Here is a 19,456-nt window from a genome sequence, read left to right on the forward strand (position 1 = left end):
ACATGAAAAATATATATCTACTCATATTTTGTCTTATGTTTTCGGTTTCGGCTTTAGCCCAGCAATTACCGCAATTCACCCAATATATGTACAATACCATTTCTATAAATCCCGCATATGCCGGGAGCCGGGATGGCTTTTCTATAACTGCTTTAAACCGAAATCAATGGGCCGGAGTAAGCGGGGCGCCAAATACACAAACGCTTTCGGTTCATTCTCCACTTACAAACGATAAAGTTGGCCTTGGACTTTCGGTAATTAATGATAAAACCGGATACGAGAATTATACTTATGCTTATGGTGATTTCGCTTATCGTTTAGATTTTAACAATAATATCTCTTTGGCAATGGGTTTAAAAGCCGGGATGAGCTACTATAATTTAGATGAAGAACTATTTAATGACCAGCAGGTTTTAAACGATCCCTTCTTTGAAGACCAGTTTAATAAATGGACACCAAATTTTGGGATAGGATTCTATCTCTCAGCTCAAAACTGGTATATAGGAGCTTCTGCACCAAAATTGATCAATAACAATAATCACGAGTATAATGAATTCCTGGCTATGGAGCAGATTCATTATTATTTAACCGGGGGTTATGTTTTTGATCTAAACGAAAATCTAAAATTTAGACCCACATCTTTATTAAAAATGACTAGCGGTGCACCACTTTCTGTAGATTTTTCGGGAACAATGATTTTTAATGAGAAATTTTACCTGGGTGCCAACTGGCGAATAGATGATGCTTTGGGAGCTTTCCTGGATGTAGAACTTTTTGATGGTTTTAGAGCAGGTTATGCTTACGAATATTCAATTTCAGACATAAGGCCATACACTTCTGGTTCACACGAAATCCTACTTATTTACGAATTCAGATTTCAAAAAACCAGGTACAAATCTCCCCGATTCTTTTAATATAAATGCCGCCGATTATGAAAAAACAATACTATTTAATTCTATTATTCTTAGTGTTTAGCATAAACCTGCAGGCACAATATGGTAAACAAAAAAAAGCCGATAAGCTATATAACAATTTTGCTTATACAGAAGCCGTAGATGTTTACAAAGAACTTATAGCAAACGAATATAACCTCAAGAAAAACAGGTTAAAGCTCGCCGACACTTATATGAAATTAAGAAGTCCCGAAAACGCTGTTTTTTATTATGAAGATGTTTTAGAAGATTCTACAAATATTTCTGAGGAATATTATTACGAATACGCCCAGGCCTTGCGCGGAGCAAAGAGATATGAAGAGTCCCGGGAATGGCTGCAGAAATATCTTGAAAGTCGCGGCGAAGCTTCAGCTGAAGCGAATAAAATACAGAACAGGACAAACTCCGCAATACAAACCACCTACAAACTTCAGAAAAGTGATTTTAATTCAGAATTTAGTGATTTTGGCGCTGTAAAATATAAGGGTGAAACCTATCTTATTTCAGCTCGAAATTCAAAGAATTCAGAAAAAGAATATTCCTGGAACGAGGAACCTTTCTTAGATATTTATAAATTAAATTCCAATGGTGAGGTCTCTCCTATTTCAGGAGAAATTAATACCAAATTGCACGACGGCCCAATAAGTTTTAGCCCAAATGGGGAAACTTTATATTTTACCCGAAATAATTATTTCAATAATAAGGAAGGAAAAAGAGATAAAGAAGCCACTAATCATTTAAAGATCTATTCAGCTCAAAAATCGGGAAATAGCTGGATAAATATTCAGGAATTACCTTTTAATAGTGATAATTATTCTGTGGGGCACCCAACGGTTTCCCAGGATGGAAAAACACTATTTTTTGCTTCTAATATGCCCGGTGGCCAGGGCCGCACCGATCTTTTTAAGGTTTCCATAAAGGGAAATAATACTTTTGGAATACCTGAAAATTTAGGAAGTAAAATTAATACGCCTGAAGATGAAACTTTTCCCTTTATAGATGAAGAAAATGTGCTCTACTTCTCTTCTACCGGACACGGCGGTTACGGTTTAGCCGATATTTTTAAGACAGATTTAGACACTGAAAATATTGAAGTTCAAAACCTGGGAGAAACTATAAATAGCAACTTAGACGATTTTAGCTATTTCAGAGAAACTAATAGGAATGCGGGGTTTATAGCATCAAATCGTGAGGGTTCAGATAATATTTATAGCTTTAATCAATTGCTTCCCCTGGTATTAAAAGGCAAGGTTACCGATGCTGTAAATGGAAACCCTATTCCCCGGGCTACCATAAGACTTTTTAATAAAAATAATGAGGAAATTGCATTTTTGGAATCTAATGAAGATGGAGATTACCAAACCACGGTAAATAGAAATATAGATATTCCCTTGGAAGCAAAGCAAATTGAATATCAAAATTTTAGTGACACTCTAGATACTCGCAATATGGAAGATTCGGAAGAATTAATCTATAATATCGCACTCCAACCGGTTGCCGATGTGGAATATCTTGCCGAAATAAATAATATTTATTTCGATTTTGACAAAAGTAATATTAGAGCAGATGCTGCAAAAGAACTGGATAAACTGGTAAAATTAATGAAAGAAGAATATCCAGATTTGGTTATAGAAATTGGTTCTCATACCGATAAACGTGGAAGTGATATTTATAACGATGCTCTAGCCGAAAGACGGGCCAAAGCCACTCGTGATTATTTAATTGCAGAAGGTGTAAGTGGAGAGAGACTTCAAAAACAGGCTTTTGGAGAACGTAAACCAGCCATAGACTGTGATCGCTGTTCCAGTGAGCAACACCAGCTTAATCGCCGTTCTATGTTTAGCGTGGTTAAGATGGATTAATTTTTTTAAAGAAAATTAAATTAAAAAAGGTTCAGCAAAACGCTGAACCTTTTTTCCTTAATCAATCTATGAAAAACAAATATTACTTTCTTATAAAGATATTGGTGAAATAATTACGGCCTTCTGCATCATCTACCACAGATACTCCAAAGTGAGAATGGTTTCCTTCAATATTCTTCTTGTGGCCATCACTATTTAACCAGGCATTTACCACTGCTTCTGCAGTACGGTAGCCAAATCCAACATTTTCACTTACAGATTTTGCTCCAACAGCCTCCACCAGATTTTCGTAACGTGCACCAAAATTATCGTGACTTACCTTTCCAACTTCAAGCATGTAATAATTATGAGATTCGGCTTCTAAAGAAACTTCAGCTATTGGTTTAAGAGGTTCAAGTTCCAGGCTTTTACGATGTGCATTCACTAATTCAAGAATACTACTTTCAATTTCAGAATAATTAAAATTAACAATTTCTTCTGCGGTATGATTGTAGGAATTCACTTCGTCTTCGATGCTTTGCTTTGCGCAGGAAATCGTTGATATAGAGAGCAAAACAAGTATTGCAAACCTAAAGGTACTTTTTCTCATAGTTCAGTAAGTTAGACTGGGAAGTTAAAAGTACACTTTTTATCGACTAAAAACATATGTTAAAATGCAGTTCATCGATTTTATCTGAATTTTAACATAAATAGTAAGTTTTATCCTACTAAAAATGAACTTGTTAGGAATTCAGAAAATTTAAAATGTAGGAAAATGTAAGGAAAAGTGTTATTCAAAGACAAAAACCTTCCCATCATCGGCAAGTTCAACTTCAGGAAAAATACCTGCAGCTTCTTCTCTAAATAAATTGATATTAGAATATCGGGTAGAATAATGGCCAAGAATTAGTTTTTGCACCCCTGCTTCTTTAGCAATTTGGGCAGCTTCTTTTGCCGTACTATGTTTGGTGGGAAAAGCCAGTTCTGCTTTATCTTCAAGAAAAGTAGATTCGTGGTATAAAACCGTCGCACCGCTTATCTGTGGAATCATGTTCTGATTAAAAGCGGTATCACTACAATAGGCGTAACTTTTCGTAGGTTCAGGGGGCGCAGTTACTAAATAATTAGGAACCAATTCGCCAGATTCAGAAGTTACATCTTTTCCTTTCTTTAAACTTTTATAGAGAGAAACATCAATATTATATTCAACCGCTTTATTGATAAGCAATTTCCGGTCCCCGGGTTTTTCTTTGAATAAAAAACCGTTAGTATAAATTCTATGAATTAAAGGGATAGTTTCTACACTTAGCTTTTCATTTTCAAAAATAAGCTGGGGTTCCTTACTGCTCAATTCATGAAAATAAAGCGGGTAATTAGTCCAGGAATTAGAAAGTTTTAGCTGTAATGTTATAATTTCCTTTATTCCTTTTGGCCCGTAAACGTGTAATTCGGTTTCCCGGTTTAATAATCTAAAGGTAGAAATGAGCCCAACAAGCCCGTAACAATGGTCCCCGTGAAGATGGGAAATAAAGACGTGTTTTATCCTGGAAAATTTAATTTTATTGCGCCTTAGTTGTACCTGCGTCCCTTCGCCACAATCAATTAAAAACAATTCGTTCTTAATTTCCAACACCTGGGAAGTGGGATTAGTGAAACTACGGGGAGTAGCAGCGTAACAGCCAAGAATATTGAGCTTCATGCAGTAAAAATTAAACCCCTAAATCCCGTTGAATTTCGTCCATTTGAATAAGATCTTCAGCTTCCCGTAAAGAGGGCACTACCACAATTTCTTCAGGTAGTTCATCTATAGTAACTGCATTACTTATTAAAACAAAAGATTTATTATTCATTTGGTGTGTAGTGGCAATTTCTAAAAATCCCATCACTTCTTCTTTTTGAATTTGGTGATAAGCAAGCAAATTTACAGCCACATTATTATTTTCAAACTCGGCGTGTCTTTGTGTAAGTAACGAAACAAAATCTACAACCGGAGCTTCTAAAGGTTCTATTAAAATATAATTCTCTTTTTCTGAAATCTTCATAGTGTGGTTCTTTAAATTTAAAGTTAAGGAATTAAAGCCTTTTAGTGGTTTATCTTTGAAGCTAATAAATAAATCACTGCCATTCTAACGGCTACTCCATTTTGTACCTGGTCTAAAATAATCGCATTTTCGGCATCGGCAACATCGCTGGTAATTTCCACGCCGCGGTTAATTGGTCCCGGGTGCATTATTACTATTTCTTTATTCAGGCTTTCCAGCATTTTCTTATTTAGCTGAAATTGCTGTGCGTATTCCCTGGTACTGGGAAAATAACTAATATCCATTCGCTCATTCTGAACTCTAAGCATATTTGCCACATCACACCATTCAAGAGCCTTTCTAAGATCGGTCTCTACGCCCACACCCAAAGATTCAATATGTTTTGGCAATAAAGTTTTAGGCCCACAAACCTTAACTTCGGCTCCCTGAAGTTTAAGTGCAAAAATATTGGAAAGCGCTACTCTACTATGCAAAATATCACCTACAATCACCACTTTTTTACCTTTAACTTCACCAAGACGCTCTTTAATAGAGTAGCTGTCTAAAAGTGCCTGGGTAGGATGCTCGTGAGCACCGTCTCCAGCATTAATTATACTGGCTTTCACGTGGCGGGAAAGAAAAATTCCTGCCCCGGGATTGGGGTGCCGCATCACTACCATATCTACTTTCATAGATAAAATATTGTTTACGGTATCTATAAGGGTTTCTCCCTTTTTTACTGAAGAAGATGCAGCCGAAAAATTTACGACATCGGCACTTAAGCGTTTCTCTGCAAGTTCAAAAGAAAGTCGGGTTCTGGTAGAATTTTCAAAAAACAGGTTGGCAATGGTAATATCTCTAAGCGAAGGGACTTTTTTAATGGGCCGGTTAATCACTTCTTTAAAATGATTGGCAGTTTTAAAAATAAGCTCAATATCTTCTTTAGTTAGATATTTAATTCCCAGTAAGTGGTTTACACTTAATTCGCTCATATTTTTAATTATTTAGAAACCAGATAAACCACGTCTTCACCATCGTTTTCTTTCCAGTTCACTATTACTTTTTCTTCATTTATAGCATCTACCTGTCGCCCATTATAATCTGGCTGAATGGGTAAATGACGGCTAAAACGTCTATCTATAAAACTTAATAATTCAATTTCTGCAGGCCTGCCAAAAGATTGTATAGCAGTTAATGCCGCCCTAATGCTGCGGCCGGTGTAAAGAACATCATCTATAAAAACCACTTTTTTATCTTCAACAATAAAATCAATTTTAGTTTTATTCGCTTCAAGCGGTTTGTCACTTCTTCTAAAGTCGTCTCGATAAAAAGTGATATCCAGGTGGCCGTATTTTAAATCTTCAATCTGGTATTCTTCTTCCAGAATTTTTATAATCCTTTCAGCAAGAAAAACCCCTCGCGGTTGGATTCCTATAATTACGGTGTTTTTAAAATCGGTGTGATTTTCAACTAACTGGCAGGCAAGACGGTGTAAAATAATATTTATTTCAACAGCATTCAGTAATGTTCTTTGGCCCATAGTTTAGTTGCAAAAAATAGAAGTTCTGTCACAAAAGTAAGCTTTTTTATTTTTTTCTGAAGTTGAATAGACTTCAGTTTTAAATCTTTTTACTGAAGAACTTAAACTGGATATTCTTTTTTTTCAATTGAAGATTAAAATTAATATTTAAACATAGGCTGAAGTTTTTATATATTAAATAAAACTCTGATTTTCAATAGTTTTATAGATTAAAATTAAGTAATTTTATAGTATTAAATTGATGAAATTATGTTGGTAGAAAGACACGATTACGATACTGTAAGCCAGGCAATGAATGGTCTTGCTGCTCGAGGTTATACCACCGACTTTAAATTAGAGCCGGAAAAGGATAAAATTGTTGCTCCACAGCGCTCCCTTGAACTTTCTCCTGAAGATTTTGAAATTGATGAAATCTACCGTTTTGAAGGGATCACAGATCCAGGCGATGAAATGATTGTTTACGCCATTTCTTCTCACAATCATAAAATAAAAGGCGTTTTGGTAAATGCTTTTGGAACTTATTCAGATTCTAATACTTACGATATTGTAAAGCGTCTGCATAAACACCTTTAGATCTTCCTAACTGGATTTTCTCTGAATCCCAATAAATTCTTTAATTTTATAGAGCTATTGAACTTAAATTTTTAGCTCCTTTATCAGCTGAAATTCCTGAATTTCAGTTATCGGTTATTTTTACCAATAATTTAACCCAGGATGAGAATGGTTTTTACTTAATTGAAACAAAAAATTATGGAAGATAAAATACTTGGTTTACACCATATTACTGCAATTGCCGGAGATGCGCAACGCAATTACGATTTTTATACCAAAGTTCTAGGATTACGAATGGTTAAGAAAACGGTGAATTTTGATGATCCTAAAACTTATCATTTTTACTTTGGCGATAAAGTTGGCTCACCGGGAAGCATTTTAACTTTTTTCCCATGGCCACGAGTTAAGCAGGGGAAAAACGGCGTGGGAATGGCTACCGAAATAGGTTATTCGGTTCCAGAAGGCAGCCTCGATTTCTGGCAGGAACGCTTTGAAAAACACGGAGTGGAGTTTGGAAAAATCAGGGAGCAGTTTGGAGAACAATATTTACCTTTTAGAGATCCCGACGGGCTCAATTTAAAACTAATTGTCACTAAACACCAGGATAACCGCGAGGCTTGGGAAACCGATGAAATTAAAAGCGATGTGGCTTTAAAAGGTTTTCATAGTGTAACTCTTACGCTATTTAATGTTGGTCCTACTGCCAGTATTCTAACAGATATTTTTGACTACGAACTCGAAGAAAAATCAGGGGAATTTTATAGATACAAAACCAGTGCAGTAGAAAATGCTGCTATAATTGATATTCACGAAGATCCAACAGCCGACCGTGGAATTAACGCCGGTGGTACTAATCACCATATCGCTTTTCGGGTAAAAGATGAAGAAACCCAAATGCGCTTTAGGGAAAAAATTATTCAGAAAGGTTTACAAATTACCGAAAAAATAGATAGGGATTATTTCTATTCGCTCTATTTTAGAGAACCGGGCGGAGTTTTATTTGAAATTGCTACCGATAACCCCGGCTTTACAAGAGATGAAAGCCTTGAAGAACTTGGAAGCAACCTAAAATTACCTGAACAATATGAAGGTTCCAGAGATAGGATTGAAAAACTCCTGCCTGAATTAAAGCATTAGACAAACATAAAAGACTATCTCAGAATCTTTAACGTCATCCTTAATTTATTTCAGGATTTAAGATTCTGAGATAGTCTTTATCAATAAAGAAGAAAACCTCTACTCTACTACATACATCTCGTTAGATGCTTTAATATATTCCTGCGGATTAAAAGTAGATTCAAAACTGTTTCGCACCACGTTAAGTTTCGTTTTAAGATCGGCGATTTTAGTTTTTAAATATTCATCGTTTTCGTATTTCTTGATAAGCGAATCATATTTCTTTAAATTTTCAAGAATTCTAAAAGTAATAGTTCCAAAACGGATCTTTAAATTTTGTACCGCGATCATCTGGTCGTGATAGTCCTGTTTCCAGTTTTCAGGATTTTTAGCTTTTTCTTCAGCGATTTTATTTTCAGCAATTTTAGAAATATCTAAGATATACTGCGTACGTTTTTTTGCATCGGTTTCATTGGTGAAATTACGATCAAACTCGGTTGGGTCTATTTCCAGGATTTGTACTAAATTTTCCTGCATTGCCTTTTCCTGTAGCTCTTTTAATTCATCCAGGTTTTTATTAATAGATTCCCACTCGGTTTCTATAAGATCCTTATCGTGGGTAAATTGCGCCACAGTTGTGGTTAGTTTCAGCATTTCTGTACTTTGCTGTTTCAGTTTTTTATCGCCCCAACCAAGAGAATTTATAAAGCTTCCAATTCCGTCAAAAACGGTTCCGGCAAACATTCCGGTAAATGGTGTGCCCTGCGCAAGATCTCCAGTTACATTTAGAATATGGCTTAATGCAGAAAGCCTGGCATCATTTTTCTTTTCATCTTCAATAAACTTTCTAAACTGGCCAAACCACTCCTGGTAACCTTCATAATGCATTGGGTTACTCACCTGGTCTAAAGTTGCATAAAATTCACGGGAAGCATTAAACAGATTTAGCGGCTTAATTTCGCGTTCCATAGATGCTAAATTTAACACGGCAGAACTGTAATTATATTTGTAAACGCTAATGGTATTTTTATCTATTTCTTCCTGGCGTTCTTCAAGGAATTTAACACGTTCCAGAAGTTTTTCTACTTTTTCTGCAGAAGAATTCGTGTTTTGAATGCTTTCATCAAGATTGCTAATTTTTGAATCTATTTCTTTAATTCTAAATTCCAGATTCTGACTTAACAAACTGCGTTCTCTATTAAGCTCCTGGAGCACCTGCTGGGTTACCGATTGGTCATCGGCAAAGCTTTGTGCCAATGAATTCTGAAAAAACATACCCGTAAAACACAGGAAAATAAAACCTAATTTATTCATTATCAATTATTTTAATCAGCTAATTTATTTATTTATAACGATTGGAAGATAATCATATTCTATGCCAGTTCAATTTTTAATTTTAATCATTCAATTTTCCCAGCCTTAGAAGAATGGGAAAAACTATTTTATTTTTATTTCCAAAGGCGATTTTAAGTTCATTTTTAATCAAATTTACAGGATTTTCACCCTTTTCTTTTTCATAGTGTTTTACAGCGCTCCAGGTTTCTAAATATCCTATTAAATGATCAAAACTCCATTGATATTCCTGCTGAAACGCCGGTGTTTCAATTTCCTGAAAAGGAAATGGAATTGTTTGATATTTTTCATCTAAATAGCGCCTTTCTTCATCCCAAAACGAGCCAATAATATCTTTATAAAATTTATAAATCAGCTTATCTGTTTCCAAATTACTTTTAAATAGGGAGTAACCTATTATCGCAATAATTCCATTAGGTTTTAAAACCCGCTCTACTTCGCTGTAAAAAGTTTTAAAATTAAACCAGTGAACGGCCTGCCCCACAGTAACAAGGTCAAAAGTTTTATCCTGAAAGTTTGTTTCCTCAGCCCGTTGCACAAAATATTGAATATTAGGCTTCCTTACTGCATTTTCTAACTGTTGCTTACTTATATCTGTAGCTTCTACTTTTTGAAAGAAATCTGCTAATTCTCCTGCTACCTGGCCATTTCCCGTTCCGCAGTCCCAGGCGGTTTCAGTTGCAGTTAATTTTTCTTTCAAAAATTTATATAATTCCTGCGGATAGGAAGGTCTGTACCTTGCATAGGAAGAAGATTGAGTAGAAAAATTGTCTTTCATTAAAAATATAATTTCAATTAAAAATAAGTAAAATAAAGACAAAAAAAGAACCGTCTAAAAAGACGGTTCTTATAAATATTATAATCTAAATTTTTCTATTGATTTACATCAAGGGTATCAGGTTCCTGACTGTAATCTGATTCATCTACTGCGCCAGGATTTACCTTCATTGTACCATCATCTGTTGGTGCGTCCATATCTTCCATTACATCTGCAGCCTTATGAAAGAAATTACGCAACTTTTCTTTCGCATTATCAGCTTGCATATCAATATTCTGAAGTTCAGCTTTCAAGTCATCTACTTCTTCAGAAAGTTCATCATAAGCATTTTCCTGGAGTTTTTCGAGGGAAGCTATGGCAGTTTGCAATTGTGCGTTCAAATCATCTGCCGGTTGGCTTAGACTATCGCCAATAACTTCAAGCTTTTCATCGGCCTGCATTCCAAAATCTCTACTTCTTTCTGAAACTGCTGCTGCAAATTTTTGCAAAGCTGTTTCAGGATCAATTTCTTCCTGCATTTCTTCATATTCATCATCTCCATCTACATAGGTAAGATAATCTGCTACCGCGTTGGTTTGATAGGCAAAATTAGACATAGTATCTTCCTCAATCTCCAGGGTCTGTTCGATTTCTATCTCTGCATCATCGGCTTTTTTATTACCATCGTTACAGGCAAATAGAAGCCCGGAAGCCATAACTATAAGTCCGGTTTTTTTGACAAAAGCCGGTGTTGTAAGTTTAGATTCAAAATTCTTTCTCAGTTTCATAGTTTCCTATTTTGGTTGTTTTACTTAAAATTAGGAAATAAATAAAAGCTGAACTTAGCACGAATGATAAACTATCTCTAAAAATTTAGATAAAACTCTAATTTTAGTTAAATTAGAATGAATAAGTATAAAAAAGGCAAAATTATCTTAAAAAATTGCGATTTACACGTTGAATCTAAAATGCATTACATCGCCATCCTGTACAATATATTCTTTACCTTCTACTCGCATTTTACCGGCTTCTTTTACCTTAGCTTCGCTTCCAAGGCTGTCAAAATCGGCATAAGAAATTACCTCGGCACGAATAAATCCTTTTTCAAAATCGGTATGAATTACTCCGGCTGCCTGTGGCGCAGTAGCTCCTACAGGAATAGTCCAGGCGCGTACTTCTTTTACCCCGGCGGTAAAATAGGTTTGGAGGTTTAATAATTCGTAAGCTCCACGAATTAATTTGGCAGAACCAGGTTCTTCGAGACCAATATCCTGAAGAAACATTTGTCTTTCCTCAAAATCATCAAGCTCGGTAATATCAGCTTCAGTTCCTACGGCAAGTACTAAAACTTCAGCATTTTCCTCTTTTACTGCTTCTCTTACGCGATCTACGTGAGCGTTACCATCTACCGCTGCATCTTCATCTACATTACAAACGTACATCACCGGCTTATCGGTAATAAACTGAAGCGGTTTTATAAAATCTTTTCTTTCTTCTTCGGTTAAATCTATAGCCCTAACAGATTTCCCAGCTTCCAGACCTCCTTTAACTTTACTAAGTGCAGCTTCTTCTTTTTGGGCCTCTTTATTCCCGGTACGAGCAGCACGCTTTACTTTCTCCAACTTCTTCTCTGCGGTTTCAAGATCTTTAAGCTGAAGCTCCATATCTATGGTTTCCTTGTCTCTAATAGGATCTATAGAACCATCTACGTGTACAATATTATCGTTCTCAAAACAACGCAAAACGTGTAGAATGGCATCGGTTTCACGAATATTTCCAAGAAACTGGTTCCCCAATCCTTCGCCTTTACTAGCGCCTTTTACCAAACCGGCAATATCTACAATTTCTACTGTGGCCGGCTGTACTTTTTCGGGTTTAACCAAACTTTCCAATCGTTGAATCCTGGGATCTGGAACATTCACTACCCCAACATTAGGTTCTATGGTACAAAAAGGAAAATTCGCGCTCTGTGCCTTTGCATTAGAGAGACAATTAAATAACGTCGATTTTCCTACGTTTGGTAATCCTACAATTCCGGCTTTCATAGTAATGATTTTTTGCGGCTGCAAATGTACATATTTTCTAGTGTAGCGACTAATTTCTTTTTATTTGCATTAGCAATTCAGCATAAAAAATCTTTTTCTTCATAATAAGAACATTATTAGTATGTTTATTGATGTTATATGTTGAAGATTCTCAGAAGGAATTTTTCTAAAAATCATCTATAAACAGATTTTCTTCTGAATAATGAAGATTTAAAATACCTCAAATTGTTATGAAAAAAATTCAAATTTTACTGCTCGCAATTAGCTTAAGCCTTGCAGGCTGTTATAGTGACAGGGATGATTTAAACCCCAATGCCAATAATCCTTCAGTTCCCGAAATCCCACAGGAAACCGAAAATCAATTTATTTCTGAAGATGGCGAGGTTTATTCCACCGGCCTTGAATGCTCTGGAAATGGTAACTACAATATAGATGCTGAAAATTTACTGGAAAGCCTCGTTATTCCCGATAGCTTACCGGCAGCTTTTGATCTTTCTGAAAACCTTCCCCCGGTTGGCGATCAGGGCGCGCTGGGGTCTTGCGTTTCCTGGGCTACGAGTTATTATTTGAAATCTTTCCAGGAAAAAGTTGAATCTGGATTACCTTATTCTGAAGCAAATATTTTTAGTCCGTCTTATATTTATAATCAAATTACCACCGATGAATGCGGCGGAACTTCAATTCCTGAAACGCTTGCTTTAATAGAAGAACAGGGAGTCGCGGCTTTAGAACTTTTCCCATATACTGATAATGAATGCGAAACCCAACCCGACGAAGCTGTAATTGCAGCCGCCGAAGAAGCAAGAATAGCTGATTATAAAGGTTTAAGCGGGGAAAATATGCTAGCTGAAATGAAAACTTTAATTACCCAACAACAACCCATTGTTATTGGCGCTGTGCTTTCGCCAGAGTTTGGGATAACCGATAGTTTTGGCTTGAGTGCGTATCGCGAACACGCGGTAAATTATGAAGATGCAACCTGCCACGCGATGTTGGTGGTTGGTTTTGATGATGATGTAAATGCTTTTAAGGTGGTGAATTCCTGGGGAGAAGCCTGGGGCGACAATGGTTTTGTCTGGATAGATTACCAGGCTTTTGAAAATGTTGGCGATACAGATGCTTCTTTTAGAGTTATTAACCAGGCTTATGTAGCCTACGACCTTTAATATAGATCTTCACATTATTTTGAAATTAGGGAAACCTAATTTTAAAAATAGGTTTTTTCCCATAATTTAAGCGCAACAGGGTTTGAGAATTGTCACTTTGCCCTAACTTTGCGGCTATGGAAAATACCCGGGTTTTACATACGCTTAAAGAATATTTTGGTTACGATAGTTTTAGACCGCTTCAAAAAAAGATCATTGATTCGGTTTTTGAAGGCAAAGACAACCTGGTAATTATGCCCACCGGTGGTGGAAAATCTATTTGTTACCAGCTTCCGGCCATTTTACTGCCAGAAATTACCCTGGTAATTTCCCCACTTATTGCCTTGATGAAAGACCAGGTAGACGGACTTACTGCAAATGGTGTTCCCGCAGCATTTTTAAATAGTAGCCAAACCGAAAGCCAGCAACAGGAGATCTTTAAAAAAATTGATTCCAAGGAATTAAAACTGCTTTATGTTGCCCCAGAAAGTCTGCAGTTTGTAGACCGGTTTATGAGCGACGGCAAAATAAGTTTGATTGCAGTAGACGAGGCCCATTGTATCTCCAGCTGGGGACACGATTTTAGACCGGCTTATACGCAACTAGGCTATTTAAAAAATCGCTTTCCCACTACTCCAATGATCGCGCTAACCGCCACAGCCGATAAAGCTACGCGAGAAGATATTTGCCGCCAATTAAATATTCCAAACGCCGAAAAGCACATCGCTTCATTCGATAGGAAAAATCTAAGTCTTGATGTGCGGCCCGGCATTAAACGTTTTGAGCAAATCACCAATTTCGTTAAAAACCGAAAGAAGGAAAGTGGAATTATCTACTGCCTAAGTAGGAAAAACACCGAGGAAATTGCTGAAAAGCTGCAGCGAAAAGGTTTTGAAGCAGAAGCTTACCACGCCGGTTTACCAGCAGAAAAACGTATTGAAATTCAGGATAATTTTATCAATGATAATTCAAAGATTATTTGTGCTACCATCGCTTTTGGGATGGGCATCGATAAATCTAATATTCGGTGGGTAATTCATTACAATATGCCCAAGAACCTGGAAGGCTATTACCAGGAAATTGGTCGTGCAGGGCGTGACGGTCTGCCTTCAGACACTATGCTTTTTCATAGTTATGCCGATGTTGTGCAGTTGCAAAAATTTGCTTCCAATTCAGGAAATGAAGAAGTGCAGCTTGCAAAGCTAGATCGAATGAAGCAATATTCAGAAGCATTAAGTTGCCGCCGAAAAATATTGCTGAGTTATTTTGGCGAATTAAAACAAGAAGATTGTGGCAATTGTGATATTTGTAAGAATCCGCCGCAGTTTTTTGATGGAACTGTAATCGCTCAAAAAGCACTTTCGTGTATTTTCAGACTGAAAGAAAACGAACCGATTACTGTGCTTATAGATGTGCTTCGCGGTTCACAAAACGAGTCGGTTTTCAGTAAAAACTATCAGGAAATTAAAACCTTTGGGATTGGAAAAGATATTTCCTGGCATCACTGGCAGCAGTATATTATTCAGCTAATTAACCTTGGTTATGTAGAGATCGCTTTTCACCGTGGCAATAATTTGCAGCTTACCGAATTGGCTAAAAATGTCCTGTTTGAAGGTGAAAAAGTACAGCTTGCTGAAGTTCCAGACCGTAAAAAACTAAAACGAAGGGAAGAAACAGAAGTTTCAGAAAAAACTGCAGATAATTCCCTTTTTGAAAAACTAAGACAGTTAAGGTTAAAAATTGCTCGTGAAGAAGAAATCCCTGCTTACCTCATCTTTAACGATGCGACCTTAAAAGAAATGGAAAAATCCCGCCCTATGACCGATGATGAGTTTCTTCAAATTAATGGTGTGGGAAGACAAAAAATGCAAGATTACGGTTACAAATTCATAAAGGAAATCATCGCTTTCAGTAAAAAAAAACGTAGCACTAAAAAACGTAAAAAAGCAAATACCTACAAAGCAACTTTAGATTTATTAAATGAAGGTTTAAACCTGGAAGAAATTGCGAAAAAACGAGAGCTTGCAATTACTACTGTTTATTCGCATTTGGCAAAATTGTATGCGGAAAATGAAGGGGTAGATCCTATGAAATATATTTCTAAAGCCGATTTTAAAGCTATTGAAAAAGCTAAAACTGAACTTGAGAACCCAGAAGGTTTAAAACCATATTTTGAACATTTTGAAGAAGCAATAGATTATGGAACGATCAGGTTAGCTTTAGCTATTTTAGAAAAACAGGAAGCAGAGGTTTAAAAATCTTGCAGCCCAATTTTATTTAAAACCAAGCCCGAGGCCGGTACTATGTAATCCATTTGCATTTCAACTCCGGGTTTTAAGCTGTTTTCCAGATCTTCCAGTGTCAATTCACCTCTACCAAGTTGCAGCAAAGCGCCCATCATTAAACGAACCTGGTGCCTTAGGAAACCGGCACTGTGAATATGAAAAATATAAGATTTTTCAGGAAAAAAACTCGCGGTAATTTCGGTATTTTCTACTAATTCAGACTTTATGATCTCACGTTCAAAAGTGCTATTTTCTGAAACCCGCACGCAGTAATTTTTAAATTGATGTTTTCCTTCAAAAAGCTTTGCACCTTTTTTCATCAATTCAATATCCAGATCAAATTGAAAATTAGCCATTAAAGGCGCACAAAAGGGATGGTTTTTCTCTCCAAAACTAAATAAATAAGCATATTCCTTAAGTTTTGGATGCTGAATTATATTGAATTTCGCATCTACTTCAGTAATGGCAAGTGCTCGAATATCCTGTGGTAAATTCTGATTGAATTCTTTTAAAAATTCATCCAGATTAGATAATGGTTCGTAATCTAAAAACAACTCAAATGCCGACTCCTGGGCAGAAACCATAGCATCGGTTCTACTGGTGCCCAAAATTTTAAACTTTTGTTCAGGCATCACATAACGCAGAGTTTTTGTGATTAACTCTTCTACTGTTTTTACATCTGGCTGCTTTTGCCAACCGTGTAAACGATAGCCTAAATACTGAACTTTAATAAGGTAAAAATAGCGCCTGGGTTGCAATGGTTGAGTTTTCGTGGTTGGGATAACTTTTTTTAATATGCCCTTTTCTTATTTAGTTCTTCCATTTCTTTAATTGCATCAGAAGGAATAACCTTAAGAAAAGAAGGGTGCTGCTCTATGGCATACTCAAGCTTGCTCACAATTTCTTCAACAGAATCATTTTCGTAATCTATGTCTAGCGGTTCCTTAATTTGCATAGTTTGCAAAATACCGCGCTTTTTGATCCTGATTCCTTTTTTATCAAAAGAACGCCTAAAACCATCAATTACAATAGGAATTACCACCGGTTTATATTGTTTTATAATGTGTGCAGTTCCTTTTCTAATGGGTTTAAATGGTTTGGTAGTTCCCTGTGGGAAAGTTATTACCCACCCGTCTTCCAGGGCCATACCAATATTCTTTGTATCGTCTGGATTTACTTTTCGCTCAACTTCTTCGCCTTTTGCACGCCAGGTTCTTTCAACACTCACAGCGCCGGCATAAGCCATAATTCTATAAATCAAACCGGCATTCATCGTTTCTTTAGCCGCTACATAATAAATATTGAGTTTTGGCTGCCAGATATACCCTATATTTTTAATGGAATCTACCCGTCCGCTTAAACTCGCATTAAAAACGTGGAACATCGCGGTTACATCAGCAAAATAAGTTTGATGATTAGAAACAAAAAGTACATTGTTATCGGGAAGGTTTTTAATGATATCTGAGCCTTCAATGCTAAGTTCATTATAACCGCGATAACGGCGGTGGCTAAGTAATCCGAAAATACGGATAAGCCACTTTTTCAGAAATAAAAAATGCCCAAATGGATTTCTTTTAAATAATCCCATAGTTTAATTTTCAGTTCTTACTTTTTGTATAATTCCAGTTCGATTAAATTAGGAAACCTAATGAAAAAATATAATTTAATTATGAAACAAGCTGGGCACTATTTTAAATCTCGATTACCGAGTAGAAATTAAGCCCGGCAAATATAGTAATTCTTAGTTTTTAAAAGCTTTTTCTAAAAATTTCCCGAATTTCACTCAACATCATCCCCGTAGCTCCCCAAACAATTTGTTCATTTAATCTAAATGCAGGAACAACCATTTTACTTGAGTAACTTGTGCTCAACTCCTGGTTCACAAAGTTAGAATGATCTAAAAAATGATCTAAATCTACCTCTAAGATGCGTTCTACTTCACTTTCTTGCGGAATTAAATTCGGCGTTTTTTCCAGCAAACCTAAATAAGGTTGTACCCAAAAATTACTGGGCGGAATGTACAAACGGGTAAGCTCTCTTATTACTTCAATATTATTCCTGGGAATTCCAACTTCCTCTTCTGTTTCACGTAAAGCAGTTTGTTGCAGGTTATCATCTTCAGGTTCAACGCGGCCACCGGGAAATCCAATTTGATTAGAATGAACGCCTTTATAGGTTTTTCTTAAAATTAGAACCAGATGAGTTTTTCCAAAATTATCGGGATAAAAAACCGCCATAACACCAGCTTTATTAGGCTTAAGGCTTTTAATATCAAGATTTCTCATCTCTTCAATGCGGTTGCCGGGCACTAATTTATGATGCGCCTTTTCTCCCGGAAGGACAATTTTTTTTAAATTTGGTATCCTGTCTTTAAAATCCTGAAAATCCATGAAAATCTCGCTTGCTTTCGTTTATCTTTTTCTAATTCTTTTTTTTGCAAGTTGTGAAGATAAGGAATCTTCCAGTAAAAATGCTTCGGAAAAGCCTTTAGATAAAGAAGAAGTTAATCAAAAAACTTCCAAATTAGATTCACTGAGAGCAAAATATAGTAAAGCTGAAGAAACCTCTTACCAAAGCGATTCTATTCAAAGCAACAAAGAGTTTCCCATTGCACAGGAAGAATTAATTCCATTTCTAACTCAGTACGGGAAAGAAAATCCGGAAACCCGGGTGAGAATCATTACCAGTTTTGGCAATATTGAAGTAGAACTTTTTAGAGATACTCCCCTACACCGCGCCAATTTTATAATGCTGGTAAAAGAAGGTTATTTTAACAGTACCTTTTTTCATCGTGTTGCTCCCGGCTTTGTGATTCAGGGAGGGAATTCAGATAATGTTACTACTCCCCGCCAGCGCTCACAAATTGGAGATTATTTAATTCCCAGTGAATTTGATACCGGCCATAAACATACTTACGGAGCTTTTTCAGCAGCAAAATATAGTGAGCAAAATGTGAGTAAAGCTTCTTCGCCTTTTGAATTCTTTATTGTTATGAAAGAAAACGGAACCCCACATTTAAATAACGACCATACTGTTTTTGGGCGTGTAACCAAAGGAATGGAGGTTGCCGAAAAAATTGAAGAGGTTGAGACCGGCCAATCTGAATGGCCAATTAATAACGTGGAAATGGATATTGAAATAATTAATTAGGCCCGCTGGGTATAATAATTATAATCTGTAATTACCTGCTGAATAAATTCCATAGGAGACTCCTTCGGTTGAGTTTCCAGTAATTCTGATAATTTTTCTGAAAGTGATAGAATAAGTCGGTGGTTATGACTTCTTCTCGCAGTTTGATAGAGGTTTTTAATATTTTGTACATCTGCATCCTTTAAAACACTCACCTGCGGATATTTTGGTCGGTAGCCTTCAGGAACATCTACTGCCAGGCTTCGATTTAAATTCGTCCTTGGTTTTTCAGAAATCACCGTGGTTTTTGCAGCTAGATCGCCCAACCGCTGCCCTTTTCCGTTTAATAATATAGTGACCACCGCAATAGCTCCACTACTAATAGAAATATCAATAAACCGAAGCAACCACCTGATTAAATATTCAGCAAAAGCGGGCCGGCTGCCATCTATCTTTACTACCCTAATTTGTAAAGCGGCCTTTCCCGGGGTTTGCCCATTATATAAACTCTCCCATAATAAATAATATAATAGCGAAGGCAAGCCCATTACAAGGTAGTAAACCCATTGCCCTGCGGCATCAAGCCCCGTACCGGCCAAAGCCAAAGAACTTATTACTATATACAACCCAATTATAAAAGCATCTACGATAAAAGCAAGGATACGATCGCCCACGCTCGCAACATTCTGATTAATACTTATATTTTGAGCGGTTTCAATTTGAAAATTATCCATTTAATC

At 36.4% G+C, this 19,456-nt stretch carries 20 protein-coding genes; 7 read left to right on the forward strand and 13 right to left on the reverse strand.

The features are described 5' to 3' along the window. Window positions 1-2 precede the first annotated feature (2 nt). Both AO058_RS14440 and AO058_RS14445 read left to right on the forward strand, forming a co-directional pair. The gene (locus AO058_RS14440) at window positions 3-914 is read left to right on the forward strand and encodes a PorP/SprF family type IX secretion system membrane protein (RefSeq protein WP_075327178.1); all 912 of its coding nucleotides are present in this window, start codon (window positions 3-5) and stop codon (window positions 912-914) included. A 17-nt stretch (window positions 915-931) separates the two neighbouring features. Further along, entirely contained in the window at window positions 932-2,794 is a 1,863-nt protein-coding gene (locus tag AO058_RS14445) for an OmpA family protein (protein ID WP_075327179.1), read from the forward strand. 82 nt (window positions 2,795-2,876) lie between these two features. Here the strand turns inward: AO058_RS14445 and AO058_RS14450 are convergent, their stop codons facing one another. The 5 genes from AO058_RS14450 to pyrR all read right to left on the reverse strand — a co-directional run bounded on the left by AO058_RS14450 (window position 2,877) and on the right by pyrR (window position 6,334). Next, window positions 2,877-3,383 carry a CAP domain-containing protein gene (locus AO058_RS14450; protein WP_075327180.1) on the reverse strand — a complete coding sequence of 169 codons (507 nt, stop codon included), beginning with the start codon at window positions 3,381-3,383 and terminating at the stop codon, window positions 2,877-2,879. A 180-nt stretch (window positions 3,384-3,563) separates the two neighbouring features. After that, window positions 3,564-4,472, reverse strand: coding sequence for a ribonuclease Z (locus tag AO058_RS14455; RefSeq protein ID WP_075327181.1), 909 nt, complete (start codon window positions 4,470-4,472; stop codon window positions 3,564-3,566). A 10-nt stretch (window positions 4,473-4,482) separates the two neighbouring features. Then, a complete protein-coding gene (locus AO058_RS14460) occupies window positions 4,483-4,815 on the reverse strand; it encodes a ribonuclease Z (RefSeq protein WP_075327182.1) in 333 nt (110 codons plus the stop codon). A 41-nt stretch (window positions 4,816-4,856) separates the two neighbouring features. After that, window positions 4,857-5,786: an aspartate carbamoyltransferase catalytic subunit gene (locus AO058_RS14465; protein ID WP_075327183.1), complete on the reverse strand. Its 930-nt coding sequence runs from the start codon at window positions 5,784-5,786 to the stop codon at window positions 4,857-4,859. 8 nt (window positions 5,787-5,794) lie between these two features. Then, entirely contained in the window at window positions 5,795-6,334 is a 540-nt protein-coding gene (pyrR, locus tag AO058_RS14470; RefSeq protein ID WP_075327184.1) for a bifunctional pyr operon transcriptional regulator/uracil phosphoribosyltransferase PyrR, read from the reverse strand. A gap of 249 nt (window positions 6,335-6,583) precedes the next feature. Here pyrR and AO058_RS14475 point away from each other — a divergent pair, with 249 nt between their 5' ends. Next, a complete protein-coding gene (locus tag AO058_RS14475; protein ID WP_075327185.1) occupies window positions 6,584-6,907 on the forward strand; it encodes a phosphoribosylpyrophosphate synthetase in 324 nt (107 codons plus the stop codon). 177 nt (window positions 6,908-7,084) lie between these two features. Next, window positions 7,085-8,023 carry a ring-cleaving dioxygenase gene (locus tag AO058_RS14480; protein WP_075327186.1) on the forward strand — a complete coding sequence of 313 codons (939 nt, stop codon included), beginning with the start codon at window positions 7,085-7,087 and terminating at the stop codon, window positions 8,021-8,023. Between the two features lie 99 nt (window positions 8,024-8,122). Here AO058_RS14480 and AO058_RS14485 read toward each other — a convergent pair whose 3' ends face one another. The 4 genes from AO058_RS14485 to ychF form a co-directional block, all read right to left on the reverse strand. Then, a complete protein-coding gene (locus AO058_RS14485) occupies window positions 8,123-9,316 on the reverse strand; it encodes a hypothetical protein (RefSeq protein WP_075327187.1) in 1,194 nt (397 codons plus the stop codon). Between the two features lie 82 nt (window positions 9,317-9,398). Next, the gene (locus AO058_RS14490; protein ID WP_075327188.1) at window positions 9,399-10,133 is read right to left on the reverse strand and encodes a class I SAM-dependent methyltransferase; all 735 of its coding nucleotides are present in this window, start codon (window positions 10,131-10,133) and stop codon (window positions 9,399-9,401) included. A 95-nt stretch (window positions 10,134-10,228) separates the two neighbouring features. Beyond that, on the reverse strand, window positions 10,229-10,900 hold the full coding sequence (locus AO058_RS14495; protein WP_075327189.1) for a hypothetical protein: 672 nt from the start codon (window positions 10,898-10,900) through the stop codon (window positions 10,229-10,231). 162 nt (window positions 10,901-11,062) lie between these two features. Then, a complete protein-coding gene (ychF, locus tag AO058_RS14500) occupies window positions 11,063-12,157 on the reverse strand; it encodes a redox-regulated ATPase YchF (RefSeq protein ID WP_075327190.1) in 1,095 nt (364 codons plus the stop codon). 230 nt (window positions 12,158-12,387) lie between these two features. Between ychF and AO058_RS14505 the strand changes: the two genes are divergently transcribed. Beyond that, on the forward strand, window positions 12,388-13,323 hold the full coding sequence (locus AO058_RS14505) for a C1 family peptidase (RefSeq protein ID WP_075327191.1): 936 nt from the start codon (window positions 12,388-12,390) through the stop codon (window positions 13,321-13,323). A 116-nt stretch (window positions 13,324-13,439) separates the two neighbouring features. Next, window positions 13,440-15,557: a DNA helicase RecQ gene (gene recQ, locus AO058_RS14510; RefSeq protein ID WP_075327192.1), complete on the forward strand. Its 2,118-nt coding sequence runs from the start codon at window positions 13,440-13,442 to the stop codon at window positions 15,555-15,557. Here the strand turns inward: recQ and AO058_RS14515 are convergent. From AO058_RS14515 to AO058_RS14525, 3 genes are all read right to left on the reverse strand, one after another. After that, a complete protein-coding gene (locus tag AO058_RS14515; protein WP_075327193.1) occupies window positions 15,554-16,345 on the reverse strand; it encodes a tRNA pseudouridine synthase A in 792 nt (263 codons plus the stop codon). The genes recQ and AO058_RS14515 overlap by 4 nt on opposite strands. Before the next feature lie 32 nt (window positions 16,346-16,377). Beyond that, the gene (locus tag AO058_RS14520; protein ID WP_075327194.1) at window positions 16,378-17,175 is read right to left on the reverse strand and encodes a lysophospholipid acyltransferase family protein; all 798 of its coding nucleotides are present in this window, start codon (window positions 17,173-17,175) and stop codon (window positions 16,378-16,380) included. Window positions 17,176-17,335: 160 nt separating this feature from the next. Continuing rightward, window positions 17,336-17,977: an NUDIX hydrolase gene (locus tag AO058_RS14525; protein ID WP_075327195.1), complete on the reverse strand. Its 642-nt coding sequence runs from the start codon at window positions 17,975-17,977 to the stop codon at window positions 17,336-17,338. On the opposite strand from AO058_RS14525, the gene AO058_RS14530 reads away from it, so the two are divergent. Then, on the forward strand, window positions 17,976-18,737 hold the full coding sequence (locus AO058_RS14530) for a peptidylprolyl isomerase (protein ID WP_075327196.1): 762 nt from the start codon (window positions 17,976-17,978) through the stop codon (window positions 18,735-18,737). The genes AO058_RS14525 and AO058_RS14530 overlap by 2 nt on opposite strands. Here the strand turns inward: AO058_RS14530 and AO058_RS14535 are convergent. After that, entirely contained in the window at window positions 18,734-19,450 is a 717-nt protein-coding gene (locus tag AO058_RS14535; protein ID WP_075327197.1) for an RDD family protein, read from the reverse strand. The two genes, AO058_RS14530 and AO058_RS14535, sit on opposite strands and share 4 nt — an antisense overlap. Window positions 19,451-19,456 lie beyond the last annotated feature (6 nt).

Source organism: Salegentibacter sp. T436 (assembly GCF_001932675.1).
Lineage (GTDB): Bacteria > Bacteroidota > Bacteroidia > Flavobacteriales > Flavobacteriaceae > Salegentibacter > Salegentibacter agarivorans.

Coding starts and splice junctions, on each gene's coding strand:
- AO058_RS14520 (WP_075327194.1), bottom strand. CDS start 17,175: ATGGGATTATTTAAAAGAAATCCATTTGGGCATTTTTTATTTCTGAAA.
- AO058_RS14450 (WP_075327180.1), bottom strand. CDS start 3,383: ATGAGAAAAAGTACCTTTAGGTTTGCAATACTTGTTTTGCTCTCTATA.
- AO058_RS14495 (WP_075327189.1), bottom strand. CDS start 10,900: ATGAAACTGAGAAAGAATTTTGAATCTAAACTTACAACACCGGCTTTT.
- AO058_RS14455 (WP_075327181.1), bottom strand. CDS start 4,472: ATGAAGCTCAATATTCTTGGCTGTTACGCTGCTACTCCCCGTAGTTTC.
- AO058_RS14485 (WP_075327187.1), bottom strand. CDS start 9,316: ATGAATAAATTAGGTTTTATTTTCCTGTGTTTTACGGGTATGTTTTTT.
- AO058_RS14465 (WP_075327183.1), bottom strand. CDS start 5,786: ATGAGCGAATTAAGTGTAAACCACTTACTGGGAATTAAATATCTAACT.
- AO058_RS14445 (WP_075327179.1), top strand. CDS start 932: ATGAAAAAACAATACTATTTAATTCTATTATTCTTAGTGTTTAGCATA.
- AO058_RS14530 (WP_075327196.1), top strand. CDS start 17,976: ATGAAAATCTCGCTTGCTTTCGTTTATCTTTTTCTAATTCTTTTTTTT.
- AO058_RS14535 (WP_075327197.1), bottom strand. CDS start 19,450: ATGGATAATTTTCAAATTGAAACCGCTCAAAATATAAGTATTAATCAG.
- AO058_RS14440 (WP_075327178.1), top strand. CDS start 3: ATGAAAAATATATATCTACTCATATTTTGTCTTATGTTTTCGGTTTCG.
- AO058_RS14480 (WP_075327186.1), top strand. CDS start 7,085: ATGGAAGATAAAATACTTGGTTTACACCATATTACTGCAATTGCCGGA.
- AO058_RS14490 (WP_075327188.1), bottom strand. CDS start 10,133: ATGAAAGACAATTTTTCTACTCAATCTTCTTCCTATGCAAGGTACAGA.
- AO058_RS14505 (WP_075327191.1), top strand. CDS start 12,388: ATGAAAAAAATTCAAATTTTACTGCTCGCAATTAGCTTAAGCCTTGCA.
- AO058_RS14460 (WP_075327182.1), bottom strand. CDS start 4,815: ATGAAGATTTCAGAAAAAGAGAATTATATTTTAATAGAACCTTTAGAA.
- AO058_RS14475 (WP_075327185.1), top strand. CDS start 6,584: ATGTTGGTAGAAAGACACGATTACGATACTGTAAGCCAGGCAATGAAT.
- AO058_RS14525 (WP_075327195.1), bottom strand. CDS start 17,977: ATGGATTTTCAGGATTTTAAAGACAGGATACCAAATTTAAAAAAAATT.
- pyrR (WP_075327184.1), bottom strand. CDS start 6,334: ATGGGCCAAAGAACATTACTGAATGCTGTTGAAATAAATATTATTTTA.
- recQ (WP_075327192.1), top strand. CDS start 13,440: ATGGAAAATACCCGGGTTTTACATACGCTTAAAGAATATTTTGGTTAC.
- ychF (WP_075327190.1), bottom strand. CDS start 12,157: ATGAAAGCCGGAATTGTAGGATTACCAAACGTAGGAAAATCGACGTTA.